At 40.7% G+C, this 22093-nt stretch carries 20 protein-coding genes and 2 tRNA genes; 20 read left to right on the forward strand and 2 right to left on the reverse strand.

The features are described 5' to 3' along the window. Positions 1–828: 828 nt before the first annotated feature. The 18 genes from KX728_RS03990 (at position 829) to KX728_RS04075 (ending at position 18568) form a co-directional block, all read left to right on the forward strand. Positions 829–1341, forward strand: a complete 513-nt coding sequence (locus KX728_RS03990; RefSeq protein ID WP_049484235.1) for a hypothetical protein — start codon at positions 829–831, stop codon at positions 1339–1341. Continuing rightward, a complete protein-coding gene (locus KX728_RS03995) occupies positions 1331–2179 on the forward strand; it encodes an aminoglycoside 6-adenylyltransferase (protein ID WP_215804744.1) in 849 nt (282 codons plus the stop codon). Before KX728_RS03990 ends, KX728_RS03995 begins: the two co-directional genes overlap by 11 nt. An 828-nt stretch (positions 2180–3007) precedes the next feature. Next, positions 3008–5488 (forward strand): DNA topoisomerase IV subunit A, encoded by a 2481-nt coding sequence (gene parC / locus KX728_RS04000; protein WP_215804743.1) that lies wholly within the window; start codon positions 3008–3010, stop codon positions 5486–5488. Between the two features lie 129 nt (positions 5489–5617). Next, the gene (locus tag KX728_RS04005; RefSeq protein ID WP_215804742.1) at positions 5618–6640 is read left to right on the forward strand and encodes a branched-chain amino acid aminotransferase; all 1023 of its coding nucleotides are present in this window, start codon (positions 5618–5620) and stop codon (positions 6638–6640) included. Positions 6641–6752: 112 nt separating this feature from the next. Beyond that, a complete protein-coding gene (locus KX728_RS04010) occupies positions 6753–6983 on the forward strand; it encodes a DUF2969 domain-containing protein (protein ID WP_215804741.1) in 231 nt (76 codons plus the stop codon). Positions 6984–7032: 49 nt separating this feature from the next. Further along, positions 7033–7113: transfer RNA gene (locus KX728_RS04015), tRNA-Tyr, on the forward strand. Between the two features lie 8 nt (positions 7114–7121). Further along, a tRNA-Gln gene (locus KX728_RS04020) sits at positions 7122–7193 on the forward strand. Positions 7194–7357: 164 nt separating this feature from the next. Beyond that, positions 7358–8560 carry a 30S ribosomal protein S1 gene (rpsA, locus tag KX728_RS04025; RefSeq protein WP_001001617.1) on the forward strand — a complete coding sequence of 401 codons (1203 nt, stop codon included), beginning with the start codon at positions 7358–7360 and terminating at the stop codon, positions 8558–8560. Between the two features lie 82 nt (positions 8561–8642). After that, a complete protein-coding gene (gene msrC, locus KX728_RS04030; RefSeq protein WP_215804740.1) occupies positions 8643–9140 on the forward strand; it encodes a free L-methionine (R)-S-oxide reductase MsrC in 498 nt (165 codons plus the stop codon). Then, positions 9140–10798, forward strand: coding sequence for a DNA polymerase III subunit gamma/tau (gene dnaX / locus KX728_RS04035; protein WP_215804739.1), 1659 nt, complete (start codon positions 9140–9142; stop codon positions 10796–10798). The genes msrC and dnaX overlap by 1 nt, the downstream gene beginning before the upstream one ends. 27 nt (positions 10799–10825) lie before the next feature. Next, a complete protein-coding gene (locus KX728_RS04040; protein WP_000198269.1) occupies positions 10826–11020 on the forward strand; it encodes a DUF3272 family protein in 195 nt (64 codons plus the stop codon). 152 nt (positions 11021–11172) lie between these two features. After that, positions 11173–11943 (forward strand): Fe-S cluster assembly ATPase SufC, encoded by a 771-nt coding sequence (gene sufC / locus KX728_RS04045; RefSeq protein ID WP_000114489.1) that lies wholly within the window; start codon positions 11173–11175, stop codon positions 11941–11943. Between the two features lie 27 nt (positions 11944–11970). Then, positions 11971–13233 (forward strand): Fe-S cluster assembly protein SufD, encoded by a 1263-nt coding sequence (gene sufD / locus KX728_RS04050; RefSeq protein ID WP_215804738.1) that lies wholly within the window; start codon positions 11971–11973, stop codon positions 13231–13233. A 10-nt stretch (positions 13234–13243) separates the two neighbouring features. Then, positions 13244–14470, forward strand: a complete 1227-nt coding sequence (locus tag KX728_RS04055) for a cysteine desulfurase (protein WP_215804737.1) — start codon at positions 13244–13246, stop codon at positions 14468–14470. Further along, complete coding sequence (gene sufU / locus KX728_RS04060; protein ID WP_001218475.1) at positions 14457–14897, forward strand: Fe-S cluster assembly sulfur transfer protein SufU; 441 nt, start codon at positions 14457–14459, stop codon at positions 14895–14897. Before KX728_RS04055 ends, sufU begins: the two co-directional genes overlap by 14 nt. A gap of 57 nt (positions 14898–14954) precedes the next feature. Further along, positions 14955–16367: a Fe-S cluster assembly protein SufB gene (gene sufB / locus KX728_RS04065; protein WP_000797071.1), complete on the forward strand. Its 1413-nt coding sequence runs from the start codon at positions 14955–14957 to the stop codon at positions 16365–16367. 19 nt (positions 16368–16386) lie between these two features. Further along, a complete protein-coding gene (locus KX728_RS04070) occupies positions 16387–16956 on the forward strand; it encodes a hypothetical protein (RefSeq protein WP_215804736.1) in 570 nt (189 codons plus the stop codon). A gap of 214 nt (positions 16957–17170) precedes the next feature. Next, positions 17171–18568: an APC family permease gene (locus KX728_RS04075; protein WP_215804735.1), complete on the forward strand. Its 1398-nt coding sequence runs from the start codon at positions 17171–17173 to the stop codon at positions 18566–18568. Between the two features lie 22 nt (positions 18569–18590). Here KX728_RS04075 and KX728_RS04080 read toward each other — a convergent pair whose 3' ends face one another. After that, the gene (locus tag KX728_RS04080) at positions 18591–19439 is read right to left on the reverse strand and encodes a YitT family protein (RefSeq protein WP_044020617.1); all 849 of its coding nucleotides are present in this window, start codon (positions 19437–19439) and stop codon (positions 18591–18593) included. 141 nt (positions 19440–19580) lie between these two features. Between KX728_RS04080 and KX728_RS04085 the strand changes: the two genes are divergently transcribed. Further along, the gene (locus KX728_RS04085) at positions 19581–20417 is read left to right on the forward strand and encodes a DegV family protein (protein WP_070697275.1); all 837 of its coding nucleotides are present in this window, start codon (positions 19581–19583) and stop codon (positions 20415–20417) included. Between the two features lie 107 nt (positions 20418–20524). Then, complete coding sequence (hbs, locus tag KX728_RS04090) at positions 20525–20800, forward strand: non-specific DNA-binding protein Hbs (protein ID WP_001284636.1); 276 nt, start codon at positions 20525–20527, stop codon at positions 20798–20800. A 124-nt stretch (positions 20801–20924) separates the two neighbouring features. Here the strand turns inward: hbs and KX728_RS04095 are convergent, their stop codons facing one another. After that, positions 20925–21911: an L-lactate dehydrogenase gene (locus tag KX728_RS04095; RefSeq protein ID WP_000204719.1), complete on the reverse strand. Its 987-nt coding sequence runs from the start codon at positions 21909–21911 to the stop codon at positions 20925–20927. Between the last annotated feature and the right edge of the window lie 182 nt (positions 21912–22093).

The following is a 22093-nucleotide window of genomic DNA, read 5'->3' on the forward strand; positions in this document are numbered from 1 at the left end:
TTTTTGGTAGTTACTTGGGTTTGGTTTTCTTAGTTTCTTTACCCTCGGCTATTCTTGCATTCTACATTAACAGTCGAAAAAAAAGTTTCCAAGGTTTATATGCACCGATTGTATTTACCTTGTTTATGATCTTGATGCTTTTATTCAATATGGATTCGTCAGAATCCGGTTCTTTAGTGGCATCCTTTGTCATGATTTTATTTGGTTTTCCTTTGATAGCAGGAGCCTTAATCTACACACTTATTCGATTGTGTTATGTCTATCCGGAGAAACGGTGGAAGGCTTTTTTGATTTTCCTATCCTATATTTTAGGTCCCCTATCTGTAGGTATTCTGGGATGGTATGTGGTAAATTTAGTTCAGATCCATCTGTTGACATTCTTGGTAATGATTTTGATGATTCTAGTTTCCTATCTTCCTCCTCTCTATCTCCATTACACCAAACGAAATCAGTAAGACATAGAATACTTTTTGGTTGGGTATAGTGATTAATTACTTAGATTATGTCAGAGATGGCAAATGGTTTACGATTTATAATGAAAAACAATTTCAAACAGCTCTAAGTGATGAAGAATTGAAATATGAGAACTGATCAGGAAATACTTGGACTGATTTTAGGGACAGTTAAAACTTTAAAAGTTGACGCTGGTAGGAACTCAAGTATCTCCTCCTCAATAATCTGACGGATGACCTTACTCAGACCCGTTTCTTTAAGGGTATAACCTATACCAGACAGGGGAGTTGTAAAATTCAAGTAAAGGTGATGATTATCTTTTGTAGGTAAACAATCGCTAAAACTATTGGAGGTGCGGTATTGATTACGTTATTAATGTTGCCTTTTTTCCTTGTTCTCCTAGCCATTTTTGGAATTATATATGATTTAACGACCAGTAAAGGGAGAAAAGAGTGTGCTCGCACAGTATCTTTGTTTATATTGAACATCCTCACTATTGGTATCTGTCTATTAGATCTACCAATGGAAAGTAAACCATACTCAGGAATAGGGTTTATCTTATTTTATGCACTTGCCTTCACCCCTTTGATGATTGTTTTTTCACTATATACTCTCTATCGGATTGGAAAACATTATAGGTATTTTAAGAGTAAGTTTGCTATAATACTTCGATTCAATGCTATTTTACTTTTCCTTCTTTCATTAGTAAATACTTTTGTATTATGGAGAAGCTTTCAAATATATCATAAAAACGATATGAATTTGTTTTATTTTATTTTAATCGTTTCGGGGATTTGTTCAACTATCCAATTGATAGTAGGCGAACTTGAGATGAAAAGAATACGAGGCATCCAAAAACAAGAGGAGCTAGACGGCAATGAAAAATAATTCTATAAAAGATATGTGCAGACAATATAGAAGTGAAGTGCAAATGCTGAGATTGATTTTACAGGTAGCCGAAAATATACAAGTAGAAGCTGTCGCCATGTCTGGTTCACGGACAAATCCAAAAGCACCAAAAGACGAGTTTCAAGACTATGATGTTGTTTATGTCGTGGACGACTTAGATAATCTGACGAGTGACCTTTCTTGGTTAGACCAGTTTGGCAAACGTATTATTGAGCAGCATAATGTCCTAGGCAACCGTCGACTTTATCTGATGCTATTTGAAGATGGAAATCGGATTGATTTGACCCTCTGCCCCAAAGACCACATTCAAGAGTGGGTGGATAGTGAAGCTGATTATACAGTTTTGAAAGATGAGAAAGGCTTGTTTGAGTCCTATACTACAAGTCCTCAACGTTACTGGACAAATCCAGCTAGTCAGACAGATTTCGAAAAAGCCTGCAATGAATTTTGGTGGGTGTCAGCCTACGTGGTTAAAGGGATTTGTCGCAAGCAAGCCATCTATGCCACGGATCATCTCTACGGAATTTGTCAACAAGAACTCTTGAAGGTCTTGGCTTGGCGAGTTGCAGCAGATAAGGGGACGATTGATATTGGCAAGAACTACAAGTATCTTTTTCAGTATTTACCTGCAGAGAAGGAGAAGGAATTCTCAAATCTGCTTGATTTTTCAAGTGTAGAGAAACTTACTCAGTCCTTATTTGCTACGATGAAACTTTTCCACCAAGAAGCTCAAATCCTTGCTCAAATGATGGGATTTGACTACGATAAGGAAGTGGCTGAGAAGATGATTAAGTATACTGAGGAGAGGTTGAACTAGTATGTTAGATTATGTATTTGCTACATTTTTTATGGGATTCCCAGGAGTACAAATTTTAGTATTGGTGTCCTCTATATTTCTAGCTATCAAAAGAAATAAGTTACATAAAAGGGTGTATGGATTATTTTTCCCGATTATTATAACGATGTGTAATATTTGGCTTATTTCAATAGATCGCACAGAGCTTTTTGATGATGCTTTAAGATTTTCGTTCTTTCTAATTTCTTTTTGTTTACCTATGCTTATTTCTTCCACACTCTATCACTCAATACGCTTATATTATTTATACAAATCAATCAAGTGGAGAGTCTTCCCTATCAGTATCTGTTATTTATTCGGTTTAATTTTTCATTATCTTAATACAATGCATTGGGAGGAGCTATTTCGAGGGCAAAAGTTTATGTTTAATATCTTGCTGATATCAACTGCTATAGTTTCTTATTTACCTTGTCAATATTTGTACACACTTCAAAGAAGAAAGAATAATCCATAGGAAATAGTTGCCTTTGCTTAATCTAAATAAGTGTTTGTGAATGACTTAAATAGTATCTAAAAATATTTTTCTTAATACCAATTTTAATGTAAAAACCTTCTCTACATTCTTTGAAAGGAGTTGAACACGCCCTAAATGCTGTGTGAAAACTCCTGACGCATTTTTTAAAACGTATTTTAAACTACAGAAAGGATAGTTTGGTTACTAGAGGTAACTGAACACGGGACTAATTTCTTAGGAAAAAAGATAAATCGCCTTAGGTTCATCGAACCTTGCATCCATTTCCTATTTTTCTACAGAAATTTTCGGCAAGCCGAATCGTCCCTTTGTATCTTATGTCTAACATTCAAAACATGTCCCTTGAGGACATCATGGGAGAGCGCTTTGGTCGCTACTCCAAATACATTATTCAAGACCGGGCTTTGCCAGACATTCGTGATGGATTGAAGCCGGTTCAGCGTCGCATTCTTTATTCGATGAATAAGGATGGCAATACCTTTGATAAGAGCTACCGCAAGTCGGCCAAGTCTGTCGGGAACATCATGGGGAATTTCCACCCACACGGTGACAGTTCTATCTATGATGCTATGGTCCGTATGTCTCAGGATTGGAAGAACCGTGAGATTCTAGTTGAAATGCACGGTAATAACGGTTCTATGGACGGAGATCCGCCAGCGGCAATGCGTTATACCGAGGCGCGTTTGTCTGAAATTGCTGGGTACCTTCTTCAGGATATCGAGAAGAAGACAGTTCCCTTTGCATGGAACTTTGACGATACCGAGAAAGAACCGACGGTTTTGCCAGCAGCCTTTCCAAACCTCTTGGTTAATGGTTCAACCGGGATTTCAGCTGGTTATGCGACAGATATTCCACCTCATAATTTGGCCGAAGTTATCGATGCGACAGTCTACATGATTGATCATCCAACTGCCAAGGTGGATAAACTCATGGAATTTTTGCCTGGACCAGACTTCCCGACGGGAGGAATCATCCAAGGGCGTGACGAAATCAAGAAGGCCTATGAAACTGGGAAAGGGCGCGTGGTCGTTCGCTCCAAGACGGAGATTGAAAAGCTAAAAGGTGGTAAGGAACAAATCGTTATCACTGAAATTCCTTATGAAATCAATAAGGCCAATCTGGTCAAGAAAATCGATGATGTTCGTGTCAATAACAAGGTGGCTGGTATTGCTGAGGTTCGTGATGAGTCTGACCGTGATGGTCTTCGCATTGCTATCGAACTCAAGAAAGACGCCAATACCGAGCTTGTTCTTAACTATCTCTTCAAATACACCGACCTACAAATCAACTACAACTTTAACATGGTAGCGATTGACAATTTCACACCTCGTCAGGTCGGGATTGTTCCAATCTTGTCTAGCTACATCGCCCACCGTCGTGAAGTGATTTTGGCTCGTTCACGCTTTGACAAGGAAAAGGCTGAGAAACGTCTTCACATCGTTGAAGGTTTAATTCGCGTAATTTCAATTTTGGACGAAGTCATTGCCCTTATCCGTGCCTCTGAGAACAAGGCTGACGCCAAGGAAAACCTCAAGGTCAGCTATGAGTTTACAGAAGAGCAGGCTGAAGCCATCGTGACCTTACAACTTTACCGTTTGACCAATACAGACGTTGTTGTCTTGCAGGAAGAAGAAGCAGAATTGCGTGAAAAGATTGCCATGCTTGCGGCTATCATCGGTGATGAACGGACTATGTACAATCTCATGAAGAAAGAACTTCGCGAGGTCAAGAAGAAATTTGCGACACCACGTTTGAGTACTTTGGAAGATACTGCGAAAGCAATCGATATTGACACAGCTAGTTTGATTGCTGAGGAAGATACCTATGTCAGCGTGACTAAGGCAGGCTATATCAAGCGTACTAGCCCACGTTCCTTTGCGGCATCCACTCTGGAAGAAATTGGCAAGCGTGATGATGATCGTTTGATCTTTGTACAAACTGCCAAGACAACCCAGCACCTCTTGATGTTTACAACTCTTGGGAATGTCATCTATCGACCAATCCATGAATTGGCAGACATTCGCTGGAAGGACATCGGAGAGCACTTGAGCCAAACGATTACAAACTTTGAAACTAACGAAGAAATCCTTTATGCAGAAGTAGTGGATCAGTTTGATGATGCGACAACCTACTTTGCAGCAACTCGCCTTGGTCAAATCAAACGCGTAGAACGCAAAGAATTCTCTCCATGGCGGACCTACAAGTCGAAGTCTGTCAAGTATGCTAAGCTAAAAGATGAGACAGACCAGATTGTAGCAGTGGCACCGATTAAACTAGATGATGTTCTCTTGATTAGTCAAAATGGTTATGCCCTTCGTTTCAATATCGAAGAGGTTCCCGTTGTCGGTGCCAAGGCTGCAGGTGTCAAGGCTATGAACCTGAAAGAAGATGATGTCCTCCAATCCGCCTTTATCTGTAACACTTCATCCTTCTACCTCTTGACCCAACGTGGTAGCTTGAAACGTGTCTCTTGTGAGGAAATTCCGGCGACCAGCCGTGCCAAACGAGGCCTACAAGTCTTGCGTGAGTTGAAAAACAAACCGCACCGTGTCTTCTTGGCTGGAGCAGTTGCAGAGCAAGGATTCGTTGGTGATCTTTTTAGTACAGAAGTAGAAGAAAACGACCAAACGTTACTTGTCCAATCTAACAAGGGAACAATCTATGAAAGCCGATTGCAAGACCTCAACTTGTCAGAACGTACTAGCAATGGAAGCTTTATTTCAGACACGATTTCAGATGAAGAAGTTTTCGATGCTTACCTCAAAGAAGTCTTTAAAGAGGACAAAGCAAGTTCGTAAAAAGAATCAGCCCAGAGGGCTGATTTCTTTGTGTTGAAAAATTTTCAGAAAATTACAAAAAATACTTGAAATTTTACTAGAAAAGTGTAGAATAGAACACATAGTTTGAATAGTATAAAGGAGAAACACATGACAGTTGCAATTGATTGGGAAAATCTTGGCTTTGCTTATATGAAACTACCTTACCGTTATATCGCTCACTACAAAAATGGTCAATGGGATCAAGGAGAATTGACAGAGGATGCAACCTTGCATATTTCAGAGTCTTCTCCAAGTCTCCACTATGGACAGCAAGCATTTGAGGGATTGAAAGCTTATCGTACCAAGGACGGCAGTGTTCAATTGTTCCGTCCTGACGAAAATGCCAAGCGTTTGCAACGTACTTGTGACCGTCTTTTGATGCCACAAGTTCCGACAGAAATGTTTGTAGAAGCTTGTAAAGCAGTTGTGCGTGCAAATGAAGAATACGTCCCACCATATGGAACAGGTGGAACCCTTTATCTTCGTCCACTTTTGATTGGTGTTGGGGATATTATTGGGGTTAAACCAGCAGAAGAGTATATTTTCACCATCTTTGCTATGCCAGTTGGTAACTATTTTAAAGGTGGTTTAGTCCCAACCAACTTCTTGATTCAGGATGTATACGACCGTGCAGCTCCGAATGGTACAGGTGCGGCCAAGGTAGGTGGAAACTATGCTGCTAGTCTCCTCCCAGGTAAAATGGCCAAGTCACGCCAATTTTCAGATGTTATCTACCTAGACCCATCTACACATACAAAGATTGAAGAAGTCGGATCAGCCAACTTCTTTGGAATCACGGCCGACAATAAATTTGTTACGCCATTGAGTCCATCTATCTTGCCATCTATTACCAAGTATTCTTTGCTTTACTTGGCAGAACACCGCTTGGGCTTGACACCGATTGAAGGCGATGTCCCAATTGATAATTTGGCTCGTTTTGTAGAGGCAGGTGCCTGCGGTACAGCAGCAGTTATTTCTCCAATTGGAGGTATCCAACATGGCGATGATTTCCATGTTTTCTATAGTGAAACAGAAGTAGGTCCTGTTACACGCAAACTCTATGATGAATTGACTGGTATCCAATTTGGTGATGTGGATGCACCAGAGGGATGGATTGTCAAAGTGGACTAAAAGACTGGAAGTAAAGAGAAACTCCATAGCAGTTGTAATAGCTGAAATGGAGTTTTTTCTTGCTAGTTTGAGCATTTTCTTGTACAATAGAAAAAGTGAAAAGAGGTAAAGTATGAGTAAAAAAGATAAGAAAATTGAAATCCAATTAACCGATGCAAAAGTGACTGTTGGAAAAGACAGCTATGAAGGATACATTTTGACGATTGGAAAAAAGGTTATTGGTGAAATTGCCGAATTAGATAGTCAATTTGCCATCATAAAGAATGGAAATGTCGATAGTTTTTATAAAAAACTTGAAAAAGCTGTGGAAATTTTGATTGAAAACTATAATTTGACAAAATAATACTTGTTTTATTGAAAATTTCATGATATAATAGTTCTCGTTAAACATTGGAGAGATAGCGAAGAGGCTAAACGCGGCGGACTGTAAATCCGCTCCTTCGGGTTCGGGGGTTCGAATCCCTCTCTCTCCATTCATCAATGGGGTATAGCCAAGCGGTAAGGCAAGGGACTTTGACTCCCTCATGCGTTGGTTCGAATCCAGCTACCCCAGTTCTTAGGTAATAAATTCAAGATAAAAAGAAAAATATCTTAGGGTATTTTATTTTTATAATTGAAAGACGTGAACGATATGAACATGTCTTTGCGGGTGCTTAGGAAAAAAATTATAAGTATGTCAAGTTTTTGGAAAAACTTGATTGTTGGAGGATTTTTTAGATGAACGAATTTGAAGATTTGCTAAATAGCGTTAGCCAAGTTGAGCCTGGTGATGTTGTTAGTGCTGAAGTATTGACAGTTGATGCGACTCAAGCTAACGTTGCAATCTCTGGGACTGGTGTTGAAGGTGTCTTGACTCTTCGCGAATTGACAAACGATCGCGATGCAGATATTAATGACTTTGTGAAAGTAGGAGAAGTATTGGATGTTCTTGTACTTCGTCAAGTAGTTGGTAAAGATACTGATACAGTTACATACCTTGTATCTAAAAAACGCCTTGAAGCTCGCAAAGCATGGGACAAACTTGTAGGACGCGAAGAAGAAGTTGTTACTGTTAAAGGAACTCGTGCCGTTAAAGGTGGACTTTCAGTAGAATTTGAAGGTGTTCGTGGATTCATCCCAGCTTCAATGTTGGATACTCGTTTCGTACGTAACACTGAACGTTTCGTAGGTCAAGAATTTGATGCTAAAATCAAAGAAGTTGATCCTAAAGAAAACCGCTTCATCCTTTCACGTCGTGAAGTTGTTGAAGCAGCTACTGCAGCAGCTCGTGCTGAAGTATTCGGTAAATTGGCTGTTGGTGATGTCGTAACTGGTAAAGTTGCTCGTATCACTAGCTTTGGTGCTTTCATCGACCTTGGTGGTGTTGACGGATTGGTCCACTTGACTGAATTGTCACACGAACGTAACGTATCACCTAAATCAGTTGTAACTGTTGGTGAAGAAATTGAAGTGAAGATCCTTGATCTTAACGAAGAAGAAGGTCGCGTATCACTTTCACTTAAAGCAACAACACCTGGACCATGGGATGGCGTTGAGCAAAAATTGGCTAAAGGTGATGTAGTAGAAGGAACAGTTAAACGTTTGACTGACTTCGGTGCATTTGTTGAAGTATTGCCAGGTATCGATGGACTTGTTCATGTATCACAAATTTCACACAAACGTATCGAAAATCCAAAAGAAGCTCTTACTGTTGGTCAAGAAGTTACTGTTAAAGTCCTTGATGTTAACGCTGACGCAGAACGTGTATCACTTTCTATCAAAGCTCTTGAAGAACGTCCAGCTCAAGAAGAAGGACAAAAAGAAGAAAAACGTGCTGCTCGTCCACGTCGTCCAAAACGTCAAGAAAAACGTGATTTCGAACTTCCAGAAACACAAACAGGATTCTCAATGGCTGACTTGTTCGGTGATATCGAACTTTAATCAAATTGATAATCACAAAATCCTTTGTTTAAAACAAGGGATTTTTCTTTTGTCTCTTTCCCATTTTTGATATAATAGTTCTATGTTAGATTCAGAAAAACAATCACAATATCAATTGTTAAATGAGGAACTCTCTTATTTACTTGAAGGTGAGAGCAATGTTCTTGCCAATCTTTCGAATGCTAGTGCCCTCCTAAAATCTCGCTTTCCAAATACTGTATTTGCAGGGTTTTATCTGTTTGATGGTAGCGAGTTGGTTTTAGGGTCTTTTCAGGGTGGTGTTTCTTGTATTCGCATTCCGCTTGGGAAAGGCGTTTGTGGAGAAGCTGCTGAGTTTCAAGAGACTGTTTTGGTTGGCGATGTGAGCACCTATCCAAACTACATTTCTTGTGATAGTATGGCCAAGAGTGAAATCGTGGTTCCCATGCTCAAGAATGGTCGATTGCTGGGTGTCTTAGACTTGGATTCTTCACTTATTGATGATTACAATGCCGTTGACCGTGATTACTTGGAACAATTTGTCGCTATTTTGCTTGAGAAGACAGAATGGGACTTTACGATGTTTGAGGAGAAAGCCTAATGTATCAAGCACTTTATCGAAAATATAGGAGTCAAACTTTTTCACAATTGGTCGGACAAGAGGTTGTGGCTAAAACCCTAAAACAAGCGGTCGAGCAGGAAAAGATTAGTCATGCCTATCTTTTCTCAGGCCCTCGTGGGACTGGGAAGACCAGTGTAGCCAAGATTTTTGCCAAGGCTATGAACTGTCCGAACCAAGTGGACGGAGAACCATGTAATAACTGCTATATCTGCCAAGCAGTGACAGAAGGTAGCTTAGAAGATGTTATCGAAATGGATGCGGCTTCGAATAACGGAGTTGATGAAATCCGAGAAATTCGTGATAAATCCACCTATGCTCCTAGTTTGGCACGTTATAAGGTCTATATCATAGACGAGGTTCATATGCTGTCTACAGGAGCTTTTAATGCGCTTTTAAAGACGCTAGAAGAACCAACTCAAAATGTTGTCTTTATCTTGGCGACTACCGAATTGCACAAGATTCCAGCAACTATTTTATCGCGTGTCCAACGTTTTGAGTTTAAATCGATTAGAACTCAAGATATCACGGCACATATTCATCATATTTTAGAAAAAGAAAATATCAGTTCTGAACCAGAGGCTGTGGAAATCATTGCTAGACGGGCTGAAGGTGGAATGCGGGATGCCTTGTCTATTCTGGACCAAGCCTTGAGTTTGACACAGGGAAATGAGCTCACGACTGCTATCTCTGAGGAGATTACAGGCACCATTAGTCTATCAGCACTAGATGACTATGTAGCCGCCTTGTCTCAGCAGGATGTTTCAAAAGCGCTTGATTCTTTGAATCTTTTGTTTGAAAATGGCAAGAGCATGACTCGTTTTGTGACGGATCTCTTGCAGTATTTGCGTGATCTACTAGTTGTTCAGACAGGTGGCGAAAATACTCATCATAGTCCAGTTTTTATGGACAATCTAGCTCTTTCTCAGGAAAGTCTCTTTGAAATGATTCGAATAGCAACTGTGAGCTTGCCAGATATGAAAGCTAGTCTACAACCTAAGATTTATGCTGAGATGATGACCATTCGTTTAGCGGAGATTAAGCCTGAACCAATGCTTTCAGAAGCTGTCGAAAGTGAAATTTCTGCACTGAGACAGGAAGTCGCTCGTCTTAAACAAGAACTTGCCAATGTTGGAACTGCTCCTAAACAAGTGGCGCCAGTCCCTAGCCGTCCAGCAACTTCCAAGACTGTCTATCGAGTAGACCGTAATAAAGTTCAGGCTATCCTACAAGAAGCTGTTGAAAATCCTGAATTGGCACGGCAAAACTTGATTCGCCTCCAGAATGCATGGGGAGAAGTAATCGAAAGCTTAGCTGGTCCTGATAAGGCTCTGCTTGTTGGTTCTCAACCAGTTGCAGCCAACGAACACCATGCTATTTTAGCTTTTGAATCTAATTTCAATGCTGGACAAACCATGAAACGGGACAACCTCAATACCATGTTTGGCAATATTCTTAGCCAAGCGGCTGGATTTTCACCTGAAATCCTGGCAATTTCCCTAGAGGAATGGAAAGAGGTTCGTGCAGCATTTTCAGCTAAAAACAAGTCTTCTCAAGCAGATCAAGAGGTAGAAGAAGAAAGTCTAATTCCAGAGGGATTCGAATTTCTGGCTGATAAAGTCATGGTCGAAGAAGACTAAAAGTGGATTTCATGGTACAATAATCCTATGACTAGACAACAATTTATCGTGATAGCACTATTTACCGCTGCTGAGACTTATTTTTTCAATGAAGCTTGGATGACTGGTCGCTATTTCATGGCAGCCTTTTGGGCCATTCTACTTTTTCGAAATTTTAGGTTAAGTTATGTAATGGGGAAAATAGTAGATGCCATTGATCAGCACCTAAACCGCAAGGATTAGTCACTAGCTTCTAAACAAAATCAAAGCCTTTTAGGCTTTTTTTTGTTATACTAGTAGAGTATATTTATGGACCTTTTCTTGTATTTTTTAGAGAAATGTAAGTGATTTCTCTAATGATAAAGGAAGTAGGCCAGAAAAAGAAAGGAACTATCATGTCAGTATTAGAGATCAAAGATCTTCACGTTGAGATTGAAGGAAAAGAAATTTTGAAAGGAGTCAATCTGACTCTGAAAACAGGAGAAATCGCAGCTATCATGGGACCAAATGGTACTGGTAAATCGACTCTTTCTGCCGCTATCATGGGGAACCCTAACTATGAAGTTACCAAAGGTGAGGTCTTGTTTGATGGCGTAAATATTCTTGAGTTGGAAGTGGACGAGCGTGCGCGTATGGGACTTTTCCTGGCTATGCAATACCCATCTGAAATTCCAGGAATTACCAACGCTGAATTTCTTCGTGCAGCTATGAATGCTGGTAAAGAAGATGATGAAAAGATTTCAGTTCGTGAGTTTATCACTAAACTAGACGAGAAAATGGAATTGCTCAACATGAAAGAAGAAATGGCAGAGCGTTACCTCAACGAAGGTTTCTCAGGTGGTGAGAAAAAACGTAATGAAATTCTTCAACTCTTGATGTTGGAACCAACTTTTGCCCTTTTGGATGAGATTGACTCAGGTCTTGATATTGACGCCCTTAAAGTTGTATCGAAAGGTGTGAATGCTATGCGTGGCGAGGGATTTGGTGCTATGATTATCACTCACTACCAACGTCTTTTGAACTACATCACGCCTGACGTGGTCCACGTGATGATGGAAGGTCGTGTGGTCCTTTCTGGTGGTCCAGAATTGGCTGCCCGTTTGGAACGTGAAGGATACGCAAAACTAGCTGAAGAACTTGGCTACGACTACAAGGAAGAATTGTAATTCCCTCGTATCTTTTAGGAGAAGTAAATGTCTAAAGAAACTATTAAACTTTTTTCAGAAATGCACGCTGAACCAAGCTGGTTGGCTGACCTCCGTCAAAAAGCTTTTGATAAGATTGAGAGTTTGGAATTACCAGTCATTGAGCGTGTCAAATTTCACCGCTGGAATCTGGGAGATGGAACCATCACAGAAAGTGAGCCTTCAGCAAATGTTCCAGACTTCACAGCTCTAGATAATCACTTGAAGTTGGTGCAAGTAGGAACGCAGACTGTTTTTGAACAAACTCCAGTTGAATTGGCTGAACAAGGAGTAATCTTTACAGACTTTCACTCAGCTTTAGAAGAAATTCCAGAACTTATCGAGGAATTCTTCATGTCATCTGTTAAGTATGACGATGACAAGTTGGCAGCCTACCATACAGCTTACTTTAACAGTGGTGCTGTCCTCTACATTCCTGATAATGTTGAGATTACAGAGCCAATCGAAGGAATTTTCTACCAAGACAGTGATAGCGATGTGCCATTTAACAAGCATATTATGATTATCGCTGGTAAAAATTCTAAGATTAGTTATCTTGAACGTCTAGAGTCACGAGGTGAAGGTAGTGCGAAGGCAACTGCTAATATCACGGTCGAAGTGATTGCTCGTTCTGGTGCGCAAGTGAAGTTTGCTGCTATTGACCGTCTAGGTGAAAACGTCACTGCCTATATTAGCCGTCGTGGTAAATTAGGCAACGATGCAAGTATTGACTGGGCAATCGGTGTCATGAACGAAGGAAACGTCGTTGCTGACTTTGATAGCGACTTGATTGGTAACGGTAGCCATGCAGATCTCAAGGTTGTAGCTCTTTCAAGTGGCCGTCAGGTTCAAGGGATTGACACTCGAGTGACTAACTATGGTTGTAATTCAATCGGAAATATCCTCCAACATGGGGTTATCCTTGAAAAAGCAACATTGACCTTCAATGGTATCGGCCACATTATCAAGGGGGCTAAGGGAGCAGATGCTCAACAAGAAAGCCGTGTTCTCATGCTTTCAGACCAAGCACGTTCAGATGCCAACCCAATTCTTTTGATTGATGAAAATGACGTAACTGCAGGTCACGCGGCCTCTATCGGTCAGGTGGATCCAGAAGATATGTACTACCTCATGAGCCGTGGCTTGGATAAGGCGACTGCTGAGCGTTTGGTTGTTCGTGGTTTCCTTGGTTCCGTTATCGTTGAGATTCCAGTCAAAGAAGTTCGTGATGAAATGATTGCAACCATCGAAGAAAAATTGTCAAGACGCTAAGGGGAAGCCTATGTTAGATGTAGAAGCGATTCGCAAGGATTTTCCAATTTTAGACCAGATTGTCAACGATGAACCTCTGGTCTATCTGGACAATGCTGCGACGACACAAAAACCACTAGCAGTTCTGGAAACAATCAACCGCTACTATGAGCAGGACAATGCCAATGTTCACCGTGGGGTTCATACCTTGGCGGAGCGGGCGACAGCTTCTTATGAAGCTGCTCGTGAAACCATTCGTAAGTTTATCAATGCAAGTTCTACAAAGGAAGTTCTCTTTACCAGAGGAACGACAACCAGCCTTAACTGGGTGGCACGCTTCGCGGAGGAAATCCTGACTGAGGGAGACCAGGTCTTGATTTCTGTCATGGAACACCATTCCAATATCATTCCATGGCAGGAAGCTTGTCGCAAGACTGGGGCAGAGCTTGTCTATGTTTATCTCAAGGACGAAGCTCTGGATATGGATGACTTGCGCGCTAAATTGACGGACAAGGTCAAGTTTGTTTCGCTAGCTCATGCCTCTAATGTCCTTGGTGTGGTTAATCCTATCAAAGAAATCACTCAATTAGCCCACCAAGTTGGGGCTATCATGGTGGTGGATGGTGCTCAGTCTACGCCACATATGAAGATTGATGTCCAGGACTTGGATGTGGACTTCTTTGCCTTTTCAGGTCACAAGATGGCTGGTCCTACAGGCATCGGTGTGCTTTACGGTAAAGAAAAGTATCTGGAACAAATGTCTCCAGTTGAATTTGGTGGTGAGATGATTGATTTCGTCTATGAGCAATCTGCTAGTTGGAAGGAATTGCCTTGGAAATTTGAGGCTGGAACGCCAAATATGGCAGGTGCTATTGGACTTGCTGCAGCAGTGGATTATCTGGAAAAGATTGGCATGGACGCCATTGAAGCTCATGAACAAGAACTGATTGCATACGTCTATCCAAAATTACAGGCCATTGAAGGTTTGACCATTTATGGTTCGCAGGACTTGGCTCAACGTTCGGGTGTCATTGCTTTTAACTTAGGGGATCTTCATCCCCACGATCTTGCGACGGCTCTGGATTATGAAGGAGTGGCTGTTCGTGCTGGTCACCATTGCGCCCAACCCTTGCTTCAGTATTTGGAAGTCCCAGCAACAGCTCGTGCAAGTTTTTATATCTACAATACCAAGGCAGATTGTGACAAGCTAGTCGATGCCCTACAAAAGACAAAGGAGTTTTTCAATGGCACTTTCTAAACTAGATAGCCTTTATATGGCAGTGGTGGCAGACCATTCGAAAAATCCACATCACCAAGGGAAGCTGGAAGATGCTGAGCAAATCAGCCTCAATAATCCAACCTGTGGGGATGTTATCAACCTCTCTGTCAAGTTTGATGCAGAGGACCGTTTGGAAGATATTGCTTTTCTAAATTCAGGATGCACGATTTCAACTGCTTCTGCTAGTATGATGACAGATGCTGTTTTGGGCAAGACCAAACAAGAAATTCTAGAACTTGCAACTATCTTTTCTGAAATGGTTCAAGGTCAAAAGGATGACCGTCAAGACCAACTCGGGGATGGTGCCTTCTTGTCAGGTGTTGCCAAATTCCCACAACGAATCAAGTGTGCAACCCTGGCTTGGAATGCCCTTAAGAAAACAATTGAAGATCAAGAAAAACAGTAAGACAAGTTTCTTTTGTCTTACGAATCAGTAGAAATGAAGAATGAAAGAAAGGATATTATGGCTGAAGAAAGAGTAGAACCAAAACCAATTGACCTTGGTGAATATAAATTTGGTTTCCATGACGATGTAGAGCCTGTCCTATCGACAGGAAAAGGACTCAACGAAGGTGTTATTCGTGAATTATCTGCTGCTAAGGGTGAACCTGAGTGGATGTTAGAATTCCGTTTGAAGTCTTATGAAACCTTCAAAAAAATGCCTATGCAAACCTGGGGAGCAGACTTGTCAGAGATTGACTTTGATGACTTGATCTACTACCAAAAACCTTCTGATAAACCTGCCCGTTCTTGGGATGAAGTTCCTGAGAAAATCAAAGAAACCTTTGAACGTATTGGGATTCCAGAAGCTGAGCGTGCTTATCTAGCAGGAGCTTCTGCCCAGTATGAGTCAGAAGTGGTTTACCATAACATGAAGGAAGAGTTCCAGAAATTGGGTATTATCTTTACAGATACGGATTCTGCCCTCAAGGAATACCCAGACTTGTTTAAACAATACTTTGCGAAGTTGGTACCACCGACTGATAACAAGTTGGCAGCCCTCAACTCTGCAGTATGGTCGGGTGGAACCTTTATCTACGTGCCAAAAGGTGTCAAGGTAGATATTCCACTTCAAACCTACTTCCGTATCAACAACGAAAATACAGGTCAGTTCGAACGTACCTTGATTATTGTTGATGAAGGAGCAAGCGTCCACTACGTAGAAGGCTGTACAGCGCCAACTTATTCAAGTAACAGCTTGCACGCTGCCATTGTAGAAATTTTCGCTTTGGACGGAGCTTATATGCGTTATACAACCATCCAAAACTGGTCTGATAATGTCTATAACTTGGTAACAAAACGTGCCAAAGCTTTGAAAGATGCGACTGTTGAGTGGATTGATGGTAACTTGGGTGCTAAAACAACCATGAAATACCCGTCTGTTTACCTTGATGGAGAAGGAGCGCGTGGAACCATGCTCTCTATCGCCTTTGCCAATGCAGGGCAACACCAAGATACGGGTGCCAAGATGATCCACAACGCTCCACATACAAGCTCGTCTATCGTGTCTAAATCCATTGCTAAAGGCGGAGGAAAGGTGGACTATCGTGGACAAGTAACCTTTAACAAGAACTCTAAGAAATCTGTTTCTCACATCGAGTGTGATACCATTATCATGGATGACTTATCAGCGTCAGATACCATTCCGTTTAATGAAATTCACAACTCGCAAGTTGCTTTGGAACACGAGGCCAAGGTATCTAAGATTTCAGAGGAACAACTCTACTACCTCATGAGTCGTGGTTTGTCAGAATCTGAAGCTACTGAGATGATCGTTATGGGATTTGTAGAGCCCTTCACTAAAGAACTTCCAATGGAATACGCAGTTGAGCTGAACCGCTTGATTAGCTATGAAATGGAAGGTTCAGTCGGATAAATCCAAAAAGGAGAAGCAAATGGGATTTTTAAAAAAATTATTCGGTAATGTTGAAAAAGCGAATAAAGGTGAAATTCCTGTCGAGGAAATTGTTCCACCTTTTACAATTGATTTAGCAGAAGAAGCAGATGATTATTGGCGACAAATGGAACAAAACCTCTTGATAAACGCTGTAAAAGCTGCTGGTGGTCCTGAGGCCGTGGAACGTGCTTTTGTTCTTACTAATATCAAGGAAAATCAAGAAACCTTTGAGCTCTTTTATCAGGTAAATGGTCAACTTCTTTCATGGAGAGAGATGGATGCGACTGTTGTTGATAAAATCAGCAATCAACTCCTTCCGCAAGCGGCAGAAGTAGCGCGTGCAGTAAATGAAAATTATGAAGAGGCAAATGTACCAGTATTCCAGTACGCTATGCTTCAGTTTGAAACTGCAACCATGGCTTGGTTTGGTCGGAAGCTGACAACAGCTTCTCCAGAAGCCCAATTGACTTTTGAAGAATTGGTATCAGGTTGGCGCGCTATTTTGGAACAAGAAGTTCCCAATCGTCCTTTAGATAGTGACCGTCCGTTCCCTTACTTTGAAGTTTAAAAAATCCCAAATCCCTAAAAAACTTTCAATGGAGTATACTGTTGAGCCTACTCGCTTGATCAGTAACAAATTGAAAGAATCAGTGGGTAAAAATGCAAATTCTGAACAGGAATCCTTTCTGTTCAGAATTTTTTTCAAAAAAGGACCTAATAAATATTCACAAAACTGCTTTTATATGGTAAAATAAAACAATTACATTTAGTGGAGATGAAGTATGAATATTTTTAGAACCAAGGATGTTAGTCTGAGACAGACAGAGATGCACCGCCATTTGAAGTTGTGGGATTTGATTCTTCTAGGGATTGGTGCCATGGTGGGGACAGGGATTTTCACCATTACAGGAACAGCAGCGGCTACCCTAGCTGGTCCCTCATTAGTGATTTCCATTGTGATTTCTGCTCTGTGTGTTTCTCTATCAGCCCTCTTTTTCGCAGAATTTGCCTCTCGTGTGCCTGCTACTGGTGGTGCTTATAGTTACCTCTATGCGATTTTAGGAGAATTGCCAGCCTGGATTGCTGGCTGGCTGACCATCATGGAATTCATGACGGCTGTTTCAGGTGTGGCGTCTGGCTGGGCAGCTTACTTTAAGGGATTGCTCAGTAATTATGGTATCTCCATGCCCCAAGCCTTGAATGGAACCTTTAACCCTGAACAAGGAACCTATATAGATCTTCTGCCTATTTTAGTACTTACCTTGGTAACGGGATTGGTTTTATTAAATTCTAAGGCAGCTTTGAGATTTAATTCGCTTTTAGTGGTCTTGAAATTCTCAGCTCTCGCCTTATTTATTCTAGTTGGTATTTGGTACATCAAGCCAGAAAATTGGACGAATTTTGCTCCATTTGGTTTTGGTCAACTATATGGTGGAAGTACTGGGATTATGGCGGGTGCATCTTTGATGTTCTTTGGTTTTCTAGGATTTGAGTCTATTTCCATGGCAGTTGATGAAATTCAAAGCCCGCAAAAAAATATTCCTCGCGGAATTGTGCTTTCTCTGACAATCGTCACCATTCTCTATGCCTTGGTAACCTTAGTATTGACAGGGATTGTTCACTACAGTAAGCTCAATGTGGACGATGCAGTAGCATTTTCATTACGGAGTATTGGTATCGGCTGGGCTGCAAATTATGTTTCGCTTGTAGCCATTCTAACCCTGATAACCGTATGTATCTCCATGACTTATGCTTTGTCTCGGATGATTTATAGCTTAGCACGTGATGGACTTTTACCTCAAAGTTTCAAACAATTAAGCAAGACTAGTCGCGTTCCTAAAAATGCGACCCTCTTAACAGGAGTTGCTTCAGCCATTGCTGCAGGAGTCTTTCCTCTAGCCAGTATTGCAGCCTTCTTAAATATCTGTACGCTAGCTTATCTCATTTTGCTAGCCTACGGAATAATAAAACTCAGAAAGGATAAGGGTATGCCAAAAGAGGGAGAGTTTAAAACTCCTTTGGTACCACTTTTGCCAATCCTTTCCATCCTTATCTGTGTTTCCTTTATGCTTCAATATAGTCTAGATACCTGGATCGCCTTTGGCATTGCTCTTCTAGTTGGTCTAGTCATTTACTTTACTTACGGGTTCCGCCATTCAACCCTCGCAGAAGAAGAATAAAAGCTGGGAATTCCCAGCTTTTTTAATCTTTCACATAAGTAAATCCTTCACCCAGAATTTCATGAGCCTCAGTGATGGTGATAAAGGCTTGAGGATCAATTTTGTGAATCATATCTTTCATTTTAACGATTTCGTTTCGACCGACGATACAGTAGATAATTTTTAAATCCTTTTTGCTGTAGTAGCCTTGACCAGATATAAAGGTAACGCCACGTCCGAGTTCATCGTTAATCTCTTTGGCCAATTGATCAGGATATTGGGTAATAATCATAAATCCTTTACCAGCATAACCTCCTTCGCCGATCAAGTCGATAACACGAGCGATGATAAAGTCAAATAAGAGGGTATAGGTAACTAGACGAAGGTCCTGGAAGATAATCAAAATCAACATTAGGATAAAAAAGTCAATCCCAAAAAGCAATTTACCAATCGAAATATTGGTGTATTTGTTGAGGATACGGGCAACGATATCAGAGCCACCAGTGGTTCCACCAGCATTAAAGATAATTCCTAAACCAACCCCCAGTAAGACTCCTGAGACTAAAGCGACAATGATGAGATCCCCTTGCAAGTCGATGTGCAAAGGAATGCGCTCAAAAATTGCTAGCCAAACGGAAAGTGAAATAGATCCTAAAAGACTGGAGTAGAGGGTCTTAGGTCCAAATATCTTCCAAGCCAGGATAAATAAAGGGATATTGATTAAGAGGTTCATCAATGAGACAGGGATTTTAAAAAGATAGTAGGTAATCAAGGTAATACCTGTCGCCCCTCCCTCAAATAAATGATAAGGAACAACAAAGTAGGTAAGACCGAAGGCATAGATAGCAGCTCCAAAAATAATAGTGATAATCGGTTGAAGTTTTCGAATCATGGCTGTTCCTCACTTTTCTATAGATAGATTATACCAAAAATTCAGTTCTTTTCATCGGATCACTTATGATTTTTTATCATTTTTTTGATATAATAAAGGAGAAAATCCCAATCCTATCGAGAAGAATAGAAAGATTGAATTATGACACAAGTAAAAATTGTAACGGACTCTTCTGTTACTATCGAACCAGAAGTAGTTAAAGAATTAAATATCACTGTTGTCCCTCTATCAGTTATGATTGATAGTGTGCTTTATTCGGATGCAGATTTGAAAGAGGGAGAATTCCTTCATCTTATGCAACAAAGTAAGAATCTGCCTAAAACAAGCCAGCCACCTGTAGGAGTGTTTGCTGAGGTCTTTGAAGAACTAGGTAAAGATGGCAGTCAAATTATCGCCATTCACATGTCCCATGCCTTGTCTGGAACTGTAGAAGCTGCTCGCCAAGGGGCAAGCCTCTCAACTGCTGATGTAACGGTTATTGATAGTTCTTTTACAGATCAAGCAATGAAGTTCCAAGTTGTTGAAGCCGCAAAACTTGCTAAAGAAGGTAAAGATTTAGAAACGATCTTAGCTCATGTAGAGGACGTCAAAAATCATACAGAACTCTATATCGGTGTTTCGACGCTAGAAAACTTAGTTAAGGGTGGTCGTATTGGACGTGTGACAGGATTACTAAGCTCACTCTTGAATATTCGTGTAGTAATGCAGATGAAAAACCACGAACTCCAACCAATCGTCAAAGGACGTGGAGCGAAAACTTTCAAAAAGTGGCTTGAGGAATTAACCGAGACTCTTTCCAAAAAATCAGTTGCTGAGATTGGAATTTCCTACGCTGGAACGAACGAATGGGCGAATGAGATGAAGGCATTATTACAACCTTATGTTGAGAAGCCAATATCTGTATTGGAAACTGGCTCTATTATTCAAACTCATACTGGAGAGAATGCTTGGGCGATTCTAATTCGCTACAATTCCTAAAAAAATAGAGAAAAAATGGTCAAAATAGTGTTTTTGACTTGACCTATAGTCGATTTTAGGATATGATTATATTTGTTAATTAGAAATTATTTGGAGGATTTGTTAACATGGCAAACAAACAAGATTTGATCGCTAAAGTAGCAGAAGCTACAGAATTGACTAAGAAAGATTCAGCAGCAGCAGTTGACGCTGTATTTGCAGCAGTAACTGAATACCTTGCAGCTGGAGAAAAAGTTCAATTGATCGGTTTCGGTAACTTTGAAGTTCGTGAGCGTGCTGCACGTAAAGGTCGCAACCCACAAACTGGTAAAGAAATCAAAATCGCAGCTTCTAAAGTTCCAGCATTCAAAGCTGGTAAAGCTCTTAAAGACGCTGTTAAATAATGAATTTAAAAAAGCCTATTGTATCAAGCTTCATTGCTTGGTCGATAGGCTTTTTTTGTTGTTTTGGGGTATTTTTGGGGCAAAAAAAAGAAAAAGGTTCTCACGTATGAGAACCTTCTTTTCATTAGTTTTTAGAAGCTGCTTGGAATTCAGGGTTTTTCCATGCTTCATCAATGATAGCTTGCAATTCTTTAGCTGATGCTTGCATTTTTTGAGTTTCAGCATCATTCAATGGGATGTTTACTGGACGAACGATACCGTGCGCACCAACAACAGCTGGTTGACCGATAAAGACGTTTTTAACACCGTATTGACCTTCTTGGAAGACTGAAAGTGGAAGTACTGCATTTTCGTCATCAAGGATTGCTTTTGTGATACGAGCAAGTGCTACAGCGATACCGTAGTATGTAGCTCCTTTTTTGTTGATGATTGTGTAGGCAGCGTCACGAACTCCTTCGAACAATTCAATCAATTCAGATTCTTGAACGTTTTGAGTGTCTTTAAGGAATTCTTCAAGGTTTACACCAGCGATGTTAGCGTGTGACCAAACCGCAAATTCAGAATCTCCGTGTTCACCCATGATGTAGGCGTGAACTGAACGAGCATCAACATCCAATTTTTCAGCAAGTGCTTGACGGAAACGTGCTGAGTCAAGTGAAGTACCTGAACCGATAACACGTTCTTTAGGGAATCCAGAGAATTTCCAAGTTGAGTAAGTCAAAACGTCAACTGGGTTAGCTGCAACAAGGAAGATACCATCAAAACCTGATTCAACAACTTGTGTTACGATTGATTTGTTGATAGCCAAGTTTTTACCTACAAGGTCAAGACGAGTTTCACCTGGTTTTTGAGGAGCACCTGCAGTGATAACAACAAGGTCAGCGTCTGCACAGTCAGCGTATTGTGCAGCGTAGATTTTTTTAGGTGAAGTGAAGGCAAGGGCGTGGCTAAGATCAAGCGCATCACCTACAGCTTTTTCGTGTAATTGAGGAATTTCGATAATTCCAAGCTCTTGTGCAATTCCTTGGTTAACAAGTGCGAAAGCGTAAGATGAACCTACGGCACCGTCACCAACAAGGATCACTTTTTTGTGTTGTTTAGTTGAAGTCATTATCTAAACATCTCCTTCATTTTTTTTAGGGGAATCCCCAGACACTTTCATTCTATCACTTTTAAAAAGCTTTGTCACGAATATTCTATTCGGTTATCGATGTAAACGTTTTAGCGATTTCCAAAGGCTGAAATGAAGGACAAATTATGGTATAATATATCTAATTACTAATAGTGAAATGA

The organism is Streptococcus oralis, from assembly GCF_019334565.1.
Lineage (GTDB): Bacteria > Bacillota > Bacilli > Lactobacillales > Streptococcaceae > Streptococcus > Streptococcus oralis_CR.

Excerpts from the sequence above, each read along its gene's own strand:
- KX728_RS03990 (WP_049484235.1), top strand. The coding sequence starts at position 829 with ATGTTGCCTTTTTTCCTTGTTCTCCTAGCCATTTTTGGAATTATATAT.
- KX728_RS03995 (WP_215804744.1), top strand. The coding sequence starts at position 1,331 with ATGAAAAATAATTCTATAAAAGATATGTGCAGACAATATAGAAGTGAA.
- parC (WP_215804743.1), top strand. The coding sequence starts at position 3,008 with ATGTCTAACATTCAAAACATGTCCCTTGAGGACATCATGGGAGAGCGC.
- KX728_RS04005 (WP_215804742.1), top strand. The coding sequence starts at position 5,618 with ATGACAGTTGCAATTGATTGGGAAAATCTTGGCTTTGCTTATATGAAA.
- KX728_RS04010 (WP_215804741.1), top strand. The coding sequence starts at position 6,753 with ATGAGTAAAAAAGATAAGAAAATTGAAATCCAATTAACCGATGCAAAA.
- rpsA (WP_001001617.1), top strand. The coding sequence starts at position 7,358 with ATGAACGAATTTGAAGATTTGCTAAATAGCGTTAGCCAAGTTGAGCCT.
- msrC (WP_215804740.1), top strand. The coding sequence starts at position 8,643 with ATGTTAGATTCAGAAAAACAATCACAATATCAATTGTTAAATGAGGAA.
- dnaX (WP_215804739.1), top strand. The coding sequence starts at position 9,140 with ATGTATCAAGCACTTTATCGAAAATATAGGAGTCAAACTTTTTCACAA.
- KX728_RS04040 (WP_000198269.1), top strand. The coding sequence starts at position 10,826 with ATGACTAGACAACAATTTATCGTGATAGCACTATTTACCGCTGCTGAG.
- sufC (WP_000114489.1), top strand. The coding sequence starts at position 11,173 with ATGTCAGTATTAGAGATCAAAGATCTTCACGTTGAGATTGAAGGAAAA.
- sufD (WP_215804738.1), top strand. The coding sequence starts at position 11,971 with ATGTCTAAAGAAACTATTAAACTTTTTTCAGAAATGCACGCTGAACCA.
- KX728_RS04055 (WP_215804737.1), top strand. The coding sequence starts at position 13,244 with ATGTTAGATGTAGAAGCGATTCGCAAGGATTTTCCAATTTTAGACCAG.
- sufU (WP_001218475.1), top strand. The coding sequence starts at position 14,457 with ATGGCACTTTCTAAACTAGATAGCCTTTATATGGCAGTGGTGGCAGAC.
- sufB (WP_000797071.1), top strand. The coding sequence starts at position 14,955 with ATGGCTGAAGAAAGAGTAGAACCAAAACCAATTGACCTTGGTGAATAT.
- KX728_RS04070 (WP_215804736.1), top strand. The coding sequence starts at position 16,387 with ATGGGATTTTTAAAAAAATTATTCGGTAATGTTGAAAAAGCGAATAAA.
- KX728_RS04075 (WP_215804735.1), top strand. The coding sequence starts at position 17,171 with ATGAATATTTTTAGAACCAAGGATGTTAGTCTGAGACAGACAGAGATG.
- KX728_RS04080 (WP_044020617.1), bottom strand. The coding sequence starts at position 19,439 with ATGATTCGAAAACTTCAACCGATTATCACTATTATTTTTGGAGCTGCT.
- KX728_RS04085 (WP_070697275.1), top strand. The coding sequence starts at position 19,581 with ATGACACAAGTAAAAATTGTAACGGACTCTTCTGTTACTATCGAACCA.
- hbs (WP_001284636.1), top strand. The coding sequence starts at position 20,525 with ATGGCAAACAAACAAGATTTGATCGCTAAAGTAGCAGAAGCTACAGAA.
- KX728_RS04095 (WP_000204719.1), bottom strand. The coding sequence starts at position 21,911 with ATGACTTCAACTAAACAACACAAAAAAGTGATCCTTGTTGGTGACGGT.